The sequence below is a fragment of the Nitrosomonas sp. genome (assembly GCF_024282095.1).
Lineage (GTDB): Bacteria > Pseudomonadota > Gammaproteobacteria > Burkholderiales > Nitrosomonadaceae > Nitrosomonas.
In genome coordinates this window covers 23290-37625 of the sequence record NZ_JAMWZS010000030.1, presented here as the reverse complement: position 1 = coordinate 37625, position 14336 = coordinate 23290, and the positions used below count along the sequence as shown (strand labels likewise).

At 51.3% G+C, this 14336-nt stretch carries 12 protein-coding genes; 4 read left to right on the top strand and 8 right to left on the bottom strand.

The genetic code is table 11. The features are described 5' to 3' along the window. Positions 1-245 precede the first annotated feature (245 nt). The 7 genes from Q0K92_RS09640 to Q0K92_RS09610 all read right to left on the bottom strand — a co-directional run bounded on the left by Q0K92_RS09640 (position 246) and on the right by Q0K92_RS09610 (position 8299). Positions 246-962: a hypothetical protein gene (locus Q0K92_RS09640; RefSeq protein WP_297325592.1), complete on the bottom strand. Its 717-nt coding sequence runs from the start codon at positions 960-962 to the stop codon at positions 246-248. A gap of 135 nt (positions 963-1097) precedes the next feature. After that, a complete protein-coding gene (gene glcF / locus Q0K92_RS09635) occupies positions 1098-2375 on the bottom strand; it encodes a glycolate oxidase subunit GlcF (protein WP_297325591.1) in 1278 nt (425 codons plus the stop codon). Then, complete coding sequence (gene glcE / locus Q0K92_RS09630) at positions 2376-3446, bottom strand: glycolate oxidase subunit GlcE (RefSeq protein ID WP_297325590.1); 1071 nt, start codon at positions 3444-3446, stop codon at positions 2376-2378. 5 nt (positions 3447-3451) lie between these two features. Further along, the gene (locus Q0K92_RS09625) at positions 3452-4906 is read right to left on the bottom strand and encodes an FAD-linked oxidase C-terminal domain-containing protein (protein WP_297325589.1); all 1455 of its coding nucleotides are present in this window, start codon (positions 4904-4906) and stop codon (positions 3452-3454) included. A gap of 4 nt (positions 4907-4910) precedes the next feature. Continuing rightward, positions 4911-5816 carry a 2-hydroxy-3-oxopropionate reductase gene (locus Q0K92_RS09620; RefSeq protein WP_297325588.1) on the bottom strand — a complete coding sequence of 302 codons (906 nt, stop codon included), beginning with the start codon at positions 5814-5816 and terminating at the stop codon, positions 4911-4913. Between the two features lie 65 nt (positions 5817-5881). Beyond that, positions 5882-6889 (bottom strand): bile acid:sodium symporter family protein, encoded by a 1008-nt coding sequence (locus tag Q0K92_RS09615; RefSeq protein WP_297325587.1) that lies wholly within the window; start codon positions 6887-6889, stop codon positions 5882-5884. Between the two features lie 159 nt (positions 6890-7048). Next, positions 7049-8299: an SUMF1/EgtB/PvdO family nonheme iron enzyme gene (locus tag Q0K92_RS09610; RefSeq protein ID WP_297325586.1), complete on the bottom strand. Its 1251-nt coding sequence runs from the start codon at positions 8297-8299 to the stop codon at positions 7049-7051. Between the two features lie 365 nt (positions 8300-8664). On the opposite strand from Q0K92_RS09610, the gene Q0K92_RS09605 reads away from it, so the two are divergent. The 4 genes from Q0K92_RS09605 to Q0K92_RS09590 all read left to right on the top strand — a co-directional run bounded on the left by Q0K92_RS09605 (position 8665) and on the right by Q0K92_RS09590 (position 13387). Further along, positions 8665-9843: a L,D-transpeptidase family protein gene (locus Q0K92_RS09605; protein ID WP_297325585.1), complete on the top strand. Its 1179-nt coding sequence runs from the start codon at positions 8665-8667 to the stop codon at positions 9841-9843. Between the two features lie 58 nt (positions 9844-9901). After that, entirely contained in the window at positions 9902-10924 is a 1023-nt protein-coding gene (locus Q0K92_RS09600) for an isoaspartyl peptidase/L-asparaginase (protein ID WP_297325584.1), read from the top strand. Positions 10925-11027: 103 nt separating this feature from the next. After that, positions 11028-11846: a polyphosphate kinase 2 family protein gene (locus Q0K92_RS09595; RefSeq protein WP_297325583.1), complete on the top strand. Its 819-nt coding sequence runs from the start codon at positions 11028-11030 to the stop codon at positions 11844-11846. 50 nt (positions 11847-11896) lie between these two features. Beyond that, on the top strand, positions 11897-13387 hold the full coding sequence (locus Q0K92_RS09590) for a CYTH and CHAD domain-containing protein (RefSeq protein WP_297325582.1): 1491 nt from the start codon (positions 11897-11899) through the stop codon (positions 13385-13387). A 9-nt stretch (positions 13388-13396) separates the two neighbouring features. On the opposite strand, the gene Q0K92_RS09585 is transcribed toward Q0K92_RS09590, so the two are convergent. After that, positions 13397-14326, bottom strand: a complete 930-nt coding sequence (locus Q0K92_RS09585; protein ID WP_297325581.1) for a GIDE domain-containing protein — start codon at positions 14324-14326, stop codon at positions 13397-13399. Positions 14327-14336 lie beyond the last annotated feature (10 nt).

Below are 14336 nucleotides of genomic sequence, written 5' to 3'. Positions count from 1 at the left end.
TCTTATTCTCTCCGCAAGTTCCTACCCTATTCCCCTTGCTCTCACCTAGACTACTTAGTCAATCCTTTACTGTCAAGGTATTTTGCCTATCGAAAAATACTCAGGAATTACTCGCAACTATTCTATTAATAAATTCAGTCAACTGTATTGATTAATACGAGAAGATTCCAGACAAAAGAAAATTATTAATTCAGTAATTAACATGACTAACAGTACTCGGCCAAATAATCACACTACAAAATCAACTAAGCCTGGGTTCCGGACGCTTTTTTACGACGCATAAAATAATATGCTGCAGCACCACCGCCGACAATAACGACCAATGCAATTTCCATCACACCGAAACCGCCACCATGACTGCCATGACCGCCACCCTTTCCAACACTTAATGGAATACGCACGACCGTTTTAGTATTGCCGGCATCATCTTTCTTTTCCAGTTGAACTGCATACTGGCCTTTCTCTTGGATATTTGCTGCCACCACGATAATTCCAGAGCTATGTTCCTCAGCAGGCATATAAACAATGCCATGCTCAGCAGCACCATGCCCCGCATGTTCATCATGCTCCATACCTTCATGACCTGCATGATCCCCAGCATCAGCCGGTTTCTGTTCAGCAGCTGCGCTAGGTTTAGCGCCATGACCTTCATGTCCTTCTTTGACGAGACGTACAGCCAGAGGTATTTGGCGTGCTTCATGCGGCAACTCGATCGTTAAATTCACTTTGCCGGTATTAGGCAAATTTTCGCAAAATGAATGCATTGGCGGAATTCCGCCTTCCGGGACTTCATAAGCACTGAACGTTACTGGAAATTCACCTGTTTTAATTGTGCAACCACCGGCATCATGATGCCCTTCATGCGCAAGCATTAACTGTGCGTACGCTGGTAGAGCCAGAAAAGATGCCAAAACCGCACCACTTAATTTTGTTGCCCAACTGCGTGTAGAAACTACCTTCATATTCTCTCCAAAATTTATCATCTGTAAACCAAATCTATAACTATTGATGCATGCCCAGTCACGTCACCCCGAACAATCAAGCTCGGGATTGTATATCAAAAAATTTAGAATATTAATCGAAATGGAAATATTTAACTATCCAACCCTCAGATCGTTCGCTTTCTCTGGGTGGGGCAACCGCTCATCCAGCAATTCGATCCAGTGCCTGACAGGCGTTGTTGTACCACCCTGCAAATGCATCAAACAGCCGATATTGGCGGTAGCGATTTGCTCAGTTTTACACGATTCCAAGGCCGCTATTTTGTTTTTCAACAACTGTTGTGACAATTCAGGTTGCAGAATCGAGTAAGTACCAGCCGAACCGCAGCAGAGATGCGCATCGGGAACAACGGTCAAATCAAAACCGGCAGCGCTCAGAATTTTCTCCACCACACCGCGAATCTTCATACCATGTTGCAAAGTACACGGAGAATGAAAAGATAATCTTGTTCTACTCACATTGACATATTGTCCACCCAGCAACCGTTCAAGATTTTCTATCTCAGCAAGAAGTATTTCACTGATGTCTTTGGCAAGTGCTGATATTTGGACCGCTTTCTCCGCATATACCGGATCATGCTGCAGAAAATGTCCATATTCTTTGACGGTCACGCCGCACCCACTGGCAGTTACCACAATCGCTTCAACTTCCTTCTGCTCTATCGATGGCCACCATGCATCAATATTTCGACGCATGTAATCCAGTCCTTCCTGCTGCGCATTCAAATGAAAAGTAACTGCTCCGCAACATCCAGCATCCGCGCTTTTAATCAGCGATATTCCCAAATGATCCAGCACGCGCGCAGTAGCAGCATTAATATTGGGCGCTAATGCCGGTTGCACACACCCATCAAGCACCAACATTTTGCGTGCATGCCGTACCGCAGGCCATGATGTTTTCGCGTGTCCAAGTTTGCTTGGAATCTTTCTTTTTAAGCTTGCAGGCAGAAGCGGACGCACTACCTGCCCTGCTTTAAGCAATAGGCTGAATACTGATGCATTCGGCAATAACTTGCGCAGCGTATAACGCAAAACATCGGATTGCACATCACGTTTTACCTGTTGTTCGATCATGCCACGGCTGATATCCACCAATGCGCCGTAGCGCACCCCTGATGGACAAGTCGTCTCACACGCACGGCAAGTCAGGCAACGATCCAAATGCAATTGCGTTTTTTGGGTAACCGGCTGGCCCTCGAGCATTTGTTTCATCAGATAAATACGTCCGCGCGGACTATCCAATTCGTCGCCCAGAATCTGATAAGTCGGACAAGTGGCCAGACAAAAACCGCAATGCACGCAACTACGTAGAATGGCATCCGCTTCCTGTCCTTGCGGAGAGTTTTTTATAAAATCAGTGAGTTTGGTTTGCATTTAAATTTCGGGATACAGTCGGCCAGGATTAAATATTCCCGACGGGTCAAATTTTTCTTTCAGCGCACGATGAATGCTCATCATACCGGTATCCAGTGGATGAAACACAGGAATACAAGATTCATTATGACGAAACAAAGTAGCATGGCCACCTGCATTTTTGGCTGTTCTCCGTATGGTTTCCGCACTCGCATTTTCATCGCCAAGGAACCAACGCAAACCACCATTCCATTCCATCAATTGCTTTCCAGGTAACAACAAGGGTGAAGTCGTTGATTGAATGGATAAACGCCACAAAGGTTGTGCCGATTGAAAAAAATCATGCGTTTGTTCGCGTATCGACTGCCAGAAGACACCGCTTTCACTCAATTCTTCGCCGCCCAGTTTTACCTGAGCTGCGCGCACCGCCGACTCAGCGCCTGAGAGCCTAACAAACAATTCACCATTCACATGGCAAGTTGCGGAAATCGGCAACGGCTTACCGGCCCATTGATTCATTTTCTCAATCGCTGCAATTTCATCCAATTGCATGCGCAACGTAATTTCAGCTGCCGGTTTCGGCAGGACTTTCAGCGAAACTTCGAGCAACATGCCCAACGTACCCATAGCACCCACCATCAGTCGCGAAACATCATAACCGGCAACATTTTTCATCACCTGTCCGCCAAAGCTTAAATCCTCGCCTTGACCATTCAGCATCCTGATCCCCAGCACAAAATCGCGTACAGCACCGGCAGCAGCACGGCGCGGCCCGGACAAACCGGCAGCCACACAACCACCCAGCGTAGCGGCTGCGCCAAAATGAGGTGGCTCAAACGCCAGCATTTGTCCGTGTTGATCAAGCGCAGCTTCCAGATCAACCAAGCGCGTACCGGCACGTGCTGTGATCACCAGTTCCGTCGGCTCGTAATCAATAATGCCGCTATACGCGGTCGCATCCAGCGTATTACTTTGCTCGGTGACCGGATTGCCATAAAAATGCTTAGTACCGCTCCCGCATATCTGTAGCGGGGTTTTGTGTTCAGCCGCGGTACGAATGGCTGTTTGATATTGATCAATCATGGCTTGCATGGACTTTAAAAACGCGGTAATTCTGGAAATTTTTGCTCGCCCCGATGCACATGCATCGCACCCAGTTCTGCACAACGATGCAAAGTGGGCACGGCTTTGCCGGGATTCAGCAATCCGCTGGGATCAAACGCCGCTTTCACCGCATGAAACATCGCCAATTCACCGGTTCTGAATTGTGCACACATTTGATTGATTTTCTCCATCCCCACACCATGTTCTCCGGTGATCGTACCACCGGCACGAATGCACATCTCCAATATCTTGCCACCAAATTCTTCCGTCTTCTCCAACTCGCCCGGTTGATTGGCATCGTACAAAATCAATGGATGCAAATTGCCATCCCCGGCATGAAACACATTCATGCAACGCAACCCGTACTCCTGCGACAGTGCTTCGATACCCCGCAACACATCGGCCAGATGCTTGCGCGGAATGGTGCCATCCATACAATAATAATCCGGCGAAACCCTGCCTGCTGCTGGGAATGCCGCTTTACGCCCCGCCCAAAACTTCAATCGCTCGGCTTCATTCTGCGAAGTACTGATTTTAGTCGCGCCGCTTTGCTGCATGATGGCATAAATGCGTTGGATCTCATCCGTCACTTCCTCAGCGCCACCATCGGATTCACACAACAAAATAGCTGCCGCATCCAGGTCATAGCCCGCGTGTAAGAACTCTTCCACCGCATGAATGGTAATTTTATCCATCATTTCCATGCCAGCGGGAATGATACCCGCGCCAATGACATTCGCCACCGCATTACCCGCTTTGAGCACATCGTCAAATGCCGCCATCACCAGTTGCGCTTTTTCGGGTTTCGGGATCAATTTCACGGTAATTTCCGTAACAATACCCAGCATCCCTTCACTGCCCGTCATCAGCGCAAGTAAATCATACCCTGCACTATCGAGACTTTCACCGCCGATTTCCAAACATTCGCCCGAAATGGTCAAAACGCGCAATCTGAGAATATTATGCACCGTCAGACCATATTTCAGGCAATGCACGCCGCCCGAATTTTCCGCCACATTGCCGCCGATTGAACAGGCAATTTGTGACGATGGATCCGGCGCGTAATGCAAACCATGCGGAGCAGCCGCTTCACTAATTGCCAGATTCCTGACACCCGGCTGCACGCGTGCCATCCGCGCCAGCGGATCGACAGCGATAATTCGATTCAATTTGGCCAATGACAATAAAACACCCTGCGCATGCGGCAGTGCACCGCCCGACAAACCCGTACCCGCACCCCGCGCCACAACCGGCGTTTGGGTTGCATGACAAAGCTGTAAAATTTGAATGATCTGTGCTTCACTTTGCGGCAACACAACCACCATGGGCAATTGCCGGTAAGCCGACAAACCATCGCATTCATACGGCTTCAGATCTTCGGTTTCATACAGCACCGCCTCAGGAGGTAAAAAAGACCGCAGACTGTTGACAAGTTCTTGAGGAGACATGCAATTATTCCGGATGTTTGTGAATTTCGTGATTGGCTAATTTTTCCAGCATTTTTACAATCGCCGAATTATCCCATTTCGCGCCACCATGTGCGAGACAGGCAGAAAACAATTCACGCACGGTGGCCGTATTGGGCAGGCTCACACCCAAAGCGGCAGCGCTCTCCAATGCAATATTCAAATCTTTTTGATGCAGCTCGATACGAAAACCCGGTTCAAAGCGCCGATTAATCATGCGTTCCCCATGCACCTCCAGCACTCGCGAAGCCGCAAAACCACCGAGCAGCGCTTGTCGCACCTTTTCCGGATCAGCACCTGCTTTGGAAGCAAACAACAATGCCTCAGCCACGGCTTCGATCGTTGCCGACACAATAATCTGATTGGCAACCTTGCAAATCTGCCCGGCGCCATTTTCGCCCACGTGGGTTACCGTCTTACCCATCAATCCGAGAACCGGCTTAATCCTATCGAACACCGCCGCACTCGCACCGACCATAATCGTCAGCGTGGCATTCTGCGCCCCCACATCGCCACCGGAAACCGGTGCATCGACATAATCATGCCCCAGCACATTGACTCGCGTTGCAAATTTACGTGTTGCCAGCGGCGAGATCGAACTCATATCCACAATGATCTTGGATTGATCAGAATGCGTTGCCAGGCTTTCAACCACGCCATCTTCTCCAAACAGCACTTTTTCCACATCCGGCGTATCCGGCAACATGGTGATAATAATATCCGCATGCTGCGCCACTTCCCTGGGTGAAGCCAAAGCGCTGCCACCCAGCGCAACCAAATCTGCAGGCACACCGCTACGCGAATGCAAGAATAAACTGTGCCCGCCCTTAATCAAATGCCCGGCCATGGGTTTGCCCATGATGCCCAGACCGATAAAACCGATATTTGCCATAACCGTCTACTTTGAAAATGGATAGACGAATGATATGTCGAGAGCGGGAATAACGAAAGAAAAAACTAGCGCTGGCGCTGGGATGATCTGGCCCGCCACAACGCCGCCAATGAACTGCCTAGCAAAGAATGCATCAGCACTGAAATCGCGCCCACAAACGGTGCCAAGGGTAGCATCGGGAAAGCCTGTTTGGCCAGCACGATCGCCAATCCGGAATTCTGCATGCCGACTTCAATCGAAATAGTCCGTGCGCTTTGAGTATCGCAACCGAAGATCCGCGCAAACTGATAGCCAATCAAAAAACCACCGCCATGCAACAGCGCAACCGCGAGAATCAGCTCAGCGCCATACGTGAGAATGGTTGCGGCATTGGCTGCAAACACCACCGCGCAGATCACGCACACCCCCAGCACGGATAACAGCGGCGCAACGGGCATCACCCGCTGCACCAGCTGCGGCACCCAGCGATTCAGCAAGACACCCAATACAACGGGTAGAATCACAACTTGCAGCGTTTGTTTGAACAACATCCAGGTATCCACCGGAACCAGTTTGCCCGCAAATAATTGCGTCAGTAATGGCGTCAGAATCACCGCTGCCAATGTGGAGCAAACAGTCATCACCACGGACAGCGCCACATCGGCTTTTGCGATATACGACACCAAATTCGAAGCCGTGCCGCCAGGACAGCAACCTACCAGAATCAATCCGACCGCAAAATGCGTTGGCAAATCCAACCCGGTCGCAATCCCCCAAGCCAGCAAAGGCATGATGGAATATTGCGCCGCAAAACCAATTACCACCAATCTCGGCATGCGCGCAATTCGACGAAAATCGTCGAAGGTCAAGGTCAACCCCATGCACAGCATGATAAAACCCAGAATCAACACCACGACTGATCCTTGGTTCAATGGCAGCAACCACTCCGGCCAGATCAAAGCCATGGCACCAGCCAGTATCATCCAAAGCGGAAACAACAATGTCAGTTTTTGTAGCATATGAAGATTAAATCGGTTTAAGTGTCTGGCAGGGAAGAACGCGCCAATAACAGCGTGTGCACTGCCCGTAATCATAGCGGAAAACCATTTTATAAAATGAGTCAATCACTTCATGCCCCACATGGCTGAGATACTTGACGGATGACGCTGTGCTTACCCGCCCTACAAAACCCCAAAAAAACAAATCCGCAGGGGCTACGCCCCTGCACCCCGCAAAGGGTCAAAGCACAAAGATCAAAGTCGCAAAGCCCTGGCGATACGAAAACCCAGGCCGTCGCTGGCTACATCGGTGTAGTACCTGACACGGCTAGCCGACCGCAGGAACTGCGGATCGTTGAGCCACGAACCGCCCCGAACCACCCGGCGCTTACAATCTCCGCCATTGGCTTCCTTCCAGGCTGATCCATCCGTTGGTGCATTCAGGTAATTGTCATGCCAGCAATCCTCTACCCATTCCCACACATTGCCGGCGATATCATAAAGCCCGAAGGCATTCGGTTTAAACGAGCCTACCGGCGCAGTTTGTTTGTAATCCCATTCACTGCCACAAGCATAGCAGTTTGCATTGTTTTTCCCGATGTCCGACCCCCACCAGTACGCAGTTTGCGTACCCGCACGGGCAGCGTATTCCCATTCCGCTTCGGTCGGCAGGCGGTATTGCTTGCCGGTTTGTTGCGACAACCATTGCACATAGTGTTGTGCATCTTCGAACGAAACGTTGATGACAGGCCGCCTGCCCCGCCCCCAACCTACATCATCCGGCAATCGTCGATTGGTTGCTTTGACAAATGCATCATACTCGTCAAACGTCACCACGTATTTGCCGATTTCGAACGCGTAAGCAATGGTAACTTCATGCTGTGGGCCTTCTCTAGTATCTCGACCGAATTCGGTCTCATGCGATCCCATCAGGAATTTTCCGGGTGGTATACGCACCATTTCGGGTTCGAAGGAAAGTCTTGTTTCAATGGACCGCTCAATACCGGAAAGATTTGATTGCACCGACGGTAGCGAAGCCGTCTTTGCACTCAAAACTTTTTCCAATATTTGAATGAACTTATCGACATCCGCTCGGAATCGAAGGTCGCTGATTTCATAAGCATGGCGCCGTGCCAGTGGCGCCAGGCATTCGGGTAACTGCGACGATTGGGGTACAACAGCTCCGCCTACCAAAACCGGGATTACGCGTATTTTTCGTTCCAACAAGGTGGCAATCTCAAGACGCACAAAATCATCCGGATTATCCAAGCGCCGTTGCCCGGCAGCATCGGTGATATCCAGCCAATGCTTTCCGATCAGAACAACAGCAACTTGTACGGCTTCCAGTTTTTGTTGGATGACTTCAATGAAATCTTCCCCTGGTTCAATCTGGTCTATGTCCATAAAGATAACGCCATGGCCAAAATGGCTCTCTAACCGATCATACAAACGGCCAGCATGGGCTGCGCTATCATCGCGGCGGTAATTAATGAAAATTTTGGACATTGTGATTGTTCACCAATTACTTCTGAAAATTTGATCAAAATATAATGAATGAGATTAGCAGGCTGTCGAACATATTAACACCGAACCGGGGTCAAACATAAGCTGGGGAGCACGTCTCGCTGCATCGCGATCAAGTCTCTTTCGAAGGATGACTGTTCGGCCCTGAGACTACGACGCAGGTTAGCCACGCTCACAGTTTTGCAGCATTCGAGGCCAAATTCATGGCGCGCATCGTGACGTTGCTTATGCAGTTTGTTTTCCAGTGCTTGCACTTGCTGTTTGAGTAATTGTTGCTAATTATTGAGCACTGAGGAAAAACCCTGTACATTGATGTGCCATTGATTACCTCATTGTTTCGCGATTCCATGATTCAAATCAGTAGAATACTTTCATCATCGTTACGTTACGGTCTAGTCTGCGGGTTGCTCGGTGGCCTTTTCCTCCTGAGCGGTTGCCAATCGTTTTTAACCGGGCAATCGGCATTGCCTACTCCGGCAGCTAAACCACTGCCTATTCCGCTGGCCAGTCATGAATTCAGCTTCGACCCTGCCCGCGACGATGTCGTCGGTACTTTGCAGGTCATTACCGCTAACAAAGATGACACACTTTCCGATATCGCCCGCCGTTTCAATCTGGGTTACGAAGAAATCGTGAGTGCCAACCCTCATGTCGATCCCTGGTTGCCGCGCGCCGGCACCAAAATCGTGATTCCTACCCAGTTCGTGCTGCCCGATGCGCCGCGCCAGGGAATTGTGATCAATCTCGCCGCAATGCGACTGTTCTATTACCCCAAAGCCAAGCCCGGCGAACCGCAAAAAGTCATCACCCACCCGGTCGGCATCGGACGCGTGGAATGGAAAACACCGGAAGGTATGACCCGGGTCGCCTCCAAAAAGGAAAATCCAACCTGGATACCGCCGCTTTCCATTCGCAAAGAACACGAAAAAAACGGCGATCCATTGCCTGCCGTTGTACCACCCGGGCCGGATAACCCGATGGGCACGCACGTATTGAAACTTGACTGGCCGAGTTACGCCATTCACGGCACCGACAAACCGCCGAGCATCGGTCTGCGCGGCAGTCACGGCTGTCTGCGCATGTATCCCGAGGATATCGCGACCATCTACCATGCCGTTCCGGTCGGTACACCGGTGCGCGTGGTCAATCAACCGCGTCTGCTCGGCTGGCGCGAACGCATGCTGTATCTGCAGACCTACGCCATCCTGGAAGACGACAAACGCAATCACAACACACTCCTCAAAAAATCGCTGAGTACCGCACATTCAACGCCCAAAGCAAAACTTGACAAGCGACCTCAAGCCAAAATCAATCAAGCCCTGCTCAGCGAAGCCATCCGTAACCCGCGCGCCATCGCCATTCCCATTACGCAAGCGGATATGACGTTGCAAGCCTATCTCGGCCGCGCCACGCGCGTGCAAAATACACTGCCCTTCAACGCGACTTGGGACGGTGATATGAGCCAGCAACTCACAGCAAACGATGTGCTGGAAATGACGGATAAGGAATCGAGGCAGATTCGATAGCATGTTGATTTAAGATACAATTATCATTTCACTGATTTCCCTTCTGATCCTGCTGTTCATGACAATACAAACGCACATAACTGCAGCCAATCATTCCCCCATCCGCCTGATCATCCACGGTGGTGCCGGCACTATCTCGCGCAGCAGGCTGACGCCGGAACGCGAGCAGGCCTATCGGCAGGTGCTCGAACAATCTCTGATAGCCGGCCATGCGGTGCTTAAAGCAGGTGGCAGCAGCGTTGATGCCGTGATTGCGGCGATCGTGGTGCTGGAAGATTCGCCGCTGTTCAATGCCGGCAAGGGTGCGGTATTCAGTCATGCCGGCCGCAATGAGCTGGATGCGTCGATCATGGAGGGTGCAACCCTTATGGCGGGGGCTGTTGCCGCGGTCACCACGATTCGCAATCCGATCCGCGCCGCACATGCGGTGATGACAAAAAGCGCACTGGTGATGCTGATGGGTTCCGGTGCCGAGGCCTTCGCCGCCGAGCAGGGATTGGAAATCGTCGCCCCGTCTTATTTCCATACCGAATTTCGCTGGAACCAGTTGCAAAAAGCTATCGCAAAAAACCGCGTGCTGCTTGATCACGACAGCGATTACGATCCACCGCCATCCCGCAACGATGAAAAACGCGGCACGGTCGGCGCTGTGGCGCTGGATCGCTACGGCAATCTCGCCGCAGGTACCTCGACCGGCGGGCTCACCAACAAGCGCTACGGCCGCGTGGGTGATTCACCGATCATCGGTGCCGGAACCTACGCAGACAATCGCTCGGTGGCGGTATCCGCGACCGGCACCGGTGAAATGTTCATCCGCGCTGCGGCCGCGTTCAACACGGCAGCACAGGTGCGATTGCTGCATACTCCAATTGCCGAAGCGGCGGATAACACGTTAGCGGAAATCGCCGCTATCGGCGGCGATGGCGGTTTGATCGTACTGGACGCGAAAGGCAATTATGCCATGCGTTTCAACACCAAAGGCATGTACCGCGGCACGATCGGCAGCGACGGCATCGCACAGGTGAGTATTTTTCCGGAAGTTGAAACACCAAGTTCTGATCCCTCTGCTTCTATGTCCTGAAATTCACTTCGGCCAATCGGTCGAATGTGAATATCCGATGATCGCTCACTGACATCCGGTAAGATGTACGATATGCATATGCACAATGCAAAAAGAGGAAAAAATGAAAAACTACCATGTAAAACCCGACAGCAAATTATCACTAGCGCATTTTGATCCCGACGACACCGGTGATTACAAAAAAACCGAGTCAGGCAAAGAAAAAGCCAAGGCTGCCACAGAAAAATTGATCGGCAAGCTGAGTGAATTGCAAGAACGCTTGTACGCCAATGGCAACCGCGCCCTGCTGATCGTGTTGCAGGGCATGGATACCAGCGGTAAGGATGGTGTGATCAAGCATGTGATGTCCGGTGTCAATCCACAGGGTTGCAAAGTGGTGACTTTCAAAACACCTTCAGTAGAAGAGCTCGATCATGATTTTTTGTGGCGCGTGCATCAGAAAGCGCCCGCCAAGGGCCAGATCGGCATTTTCAATCGCTCGCACTATGAAGATGTGCTGATCACCCGTGTGCATGGACGCATTTCGGACAAGATGGTCAAGCAACGATTTGATCAGATTAAGGAATTCGAGGAATTGCTGTCCGAAAGTGGTACGGTCATTGTGAAATTTTTCCTGCATATTTCCAAGGGTGAGCAGAAAAAACGGTTGGAAGAGCGCATCAACAATCCGGAAAAACGCTGGAAATTCAGTGAAGGAGACATCGAGGAGCGGAAATTCTGGGGAAGCTATATCGAGGCGTTTGAGGCCATGATGGCCGCCACCAGCACCGATCAGGCACCTTGGCATATCGTGCCCGCCAACCGAAAATGGTATCGCAATCTGATCATCGCTGATCATGTCGTTGACGCACTGGAAAGCATGAAACTGAAAACGCCCCAAGCCCCGGCCGGAATCAACTTTAACACACTAAAAATTGAGTAATCAGGCAGATCCACCGCGCGCAACGCCATGGCTCAAGCCGGAGGATTTGCATGGAAATTGAACTGAAACTGGCCTTGCATCCCCGCCATACCGGACGTATCCGGCACCACCCATTATTGAGTACCATCAAACCGGAAAAACGCCCGCTGCTCAGCATTTATTTCGATACCCCGCAGTTTGATCTGATGCAGCGTGGCATCGCGTTGCGTGTGCGCCGGGTGGACGATCAGTGGATTCAAACGTTGAAAGCTGCAACGCAATCGGTTGGTGCATTATCGAGTCGCCCGGAATGGGAAATGGCGGTCACGGACGGCGGTCATGCGGATTTTTCCGTGTTGCCGCAAGCCGCATTGGATTTATTGGCCGGCATCAAACAAAAACATATCGTACCGGTATTCACCACCGAGTTTCAGCGCATTACCTGGCAGGTTGGCAACGATACAGCGCGCGCCGAAGTGGCGCTCGATAGCGGGAAAATCCATGCCGCAGAAGCGTACCGGGATATCTGTGAAGTTGAAATCGAACTCAAATCCGGCGCCCCCGAGTTTTTGTTCGAGATAGCCACGCAATTGCTGCGGCAAGTACCGTTGCATATCGAGCCGCGCAGCAAAGCGGAACGCGGTTATATGCTATGTGGTGCGGCAAACCCCGCACCAACCAAGGCAGTGCAACCGTCGATCGATAAACATCAAAACGCAGGCGAAGCCTGGAATGCCATCCTGCAGGCTGCATTGATGCAATTGACCGCCAACGTGCCCGGTTTTCTGGAAGATGCGCACGATATCGAATATTTGCACCAGCTCCGCGTTGCACTGCGCCGCATGCAGACCGGTACAATTTTGGCCAAATCACTGGAACAAGCTACCGCAGCGTGGAATCAGCCGCTGCGCAAATGCATGCACGCATTGAATCTGGCGCGTGATTGGGATGTGTTTCAGCAGGAGACGCTGCCTGGGATCCTGTCGATTCTGGAAGCAACAGCGGGAGACCCTCCCATTGACGATGCCGCACAGATTCTGGTGCATCGTATCGCTATGCATGCTCGGCAACGGGCGCAAGCGTTTTTGCTCAAACCGGCATTCACTCAGCTCGTGCTCGACATTGGCCGCAGCCTGCTGACAGCACCCATGGATGTGCAAATACAGGATGCCAAGGCGTGGGCGGAAACGATACTCGAGCAACGCTGGCAGAAGCTGCGTAAACGCTGTCACGGTTTCGCCCGGCTCAGCCCTGCGGAACGTCATATGGCGCGCATTGCGGCGAAGAAGATGCGCTACGCAGCGGATGCTTTTGCACCACTGTACGGCAAACGCGCCGATCATTTCACCGCCGCTCTGGCGGCACTGCAAGACGAGCTGGGTTATGCCAATGATCTACGTATCGGTATGCAATTGCTGCGCAAATTGCCGCAGCAATCCACCACGCTCAGCTTTGAGCTTGGCCGACTCAGCGGCGCATTGGAATATGAAATCGCGCAACACGCGCATTTGTCCGGCACCCTGTGGCAGCGGCTGGCACGATCAAAATTATTCTGGCGCTAACAGGCAGAATTACCCATGCGCGTGAACCAACCAGGCGATCGCGCAGATTGATGTGATGCATGCGGCTAGTGCGATGAAGGTATTGCGACGGTATTTCCGCACCAATACCGTTTGTGGGTATACCGAGATGATAAAAGGCTGCGTTGAATTATCCGGTTTTGTCATGATATGCGTGTCCGGTTCCAAAGCCAGTTGATCATGGGCCTGCTGCGCTGCTGCTTGTGCTTCCCGGCGAGCGACTTCCCATTCTGTCTGGTCTATTGTGCCGTCCTTGTTGGCATCGAAACGGTCTTTTAATGCCTGTTGATCCTGCTTCCAATCATTCAACAGATTGATCATCACATCCCGCGCGGATTGCTGTGCAGTTGCAGACCAGGTTGTGAATTGACCTAATATGTACAACGGCTGACCAGGCAATATCAACCATTCACTATAACGGTAATTGTTCGTCATCGCATGGACGATCGACTGGCTTTCCAGGATCTGAGTACGGGTTGGCCATTCGGTGTTGCCATACCACACCAGTTTTTCGTTGCCATTGACTTCCGCATTGTTCGGATCGACATAGCAACTGTTCGCACCATCCGTGAGCTTGAAGCGGTGATCACTGATATTTTTGTAAACCACATGCCAGCGTGTTTGGATGCGGCCGTTTTCGGTAAACGTTTCTTGCTGCTCGATTTGACTGTGATACCAAAGACACGGGTGATTGGACAGCGGCGCATAAATCGGCTGATCATCAATCAATTGTCCTTTTCCTTCCAGCTCAATATAGCCTTGATGTGCAGAACGCAATTTGGCAGTGGGCGTATCTTCAACGATACGTAACCGCTTCCAGTTACGGACCACACAATAGAGACTGATCACTGCCGCCAGCAGCAATGCGATCAGGACAAATTCATAGTCTTCCGGAGCAAGTTCCAGCGACTGGATATCCATGCCAACGCCT

Excerpts from the sequence above, each read along its gene's own strand:
- Q0K92_RS09640 (WP_297325592.1), bottom strand. The coding sequence starts at position 962 with ATGAAGGTAGTTTCTACACGCAGTTGGGCAACAAAATTAAGTGGTGCG.
- glcF (WP_297325591.1), bottom strand. The coding sequence starts at position 2,375 with ATGCAAACCAAACTCACTGATTTTATAAAAAACTCTCCGCAAGGACAG.
- glcE (WP_297325590.1), bottom strand. The coding sequence starts at position 3,446 with ATGCAAGCCATGATTGATCAATATCAAACAGCCATTCGTACCGCGGCT.
- Q0K92_RS09625 (WP_297325589.1), bottom strand. The coding sequence starts at position 4,906 with ATGTCTCCTCAAGAACTTGTCAACAGTCTGCGGTCTTTTTTACCTCCT.
- Q0K92_RS09620 (WP_297325588.1), bottom strand. The coding sequence starts at position 5,816 with ATGGCAAATATCGGTTTTATCGGTCTGGGCATCATGGGCAAACCCATG.
- Q0K92_RS09615 (WP_297325587.1), bottom strand. The coding sequence starts at position 6,889 with ATGATTACGGGCAGTGCACACGCTGTTATTGGCGCGTTCTTCCCTGCC.
- Q0K92_RS09610 (WP_297325586.1), bottom strand. The coding sequence starts at position 8,299 with ATGTCCAAAATTTTCATTAATTACCGCCGCGATGATAGCGCAGCCCAT.
- Q0K92_RS09605 (WP_297325585.1), top strand. The coding sequence starts at position 8,665 with ATGATTCAAATCAGTAGAATACTTTCATCATCGTTACGTTACGGTCTA.
- Q0K92_RS09600 (WP_297325584.1), top strand. The coding sequence starts at position 9,902 with ATGACAATACAAACGCACATAACTGCAGCCAATCATTCCCCCATCCGC.
- Q0K92_RS09595 (WP_297325583.1), top strand. The coding sequence starts at position 11,028 with ATGAAAAACTACCATGTAAAACCCGACAGCAAATTATCACTAGCGCAT.
- Q0K92_RS09590 (WP_297325582.1), top strand. The coding sequence starts at position 11,897 with ATGGAAATTGAACTGAAACTGGCCTTGCATCCCCGCCATACCGGACGT.
- Q0K92_RS09585 (WP_297325581.1), bottom strand. The coding sequence starts at position 14,326 with ATGGATATCCAGTCGCTGGAACTTGCTCCGGAAGACTATGAATTTGTC.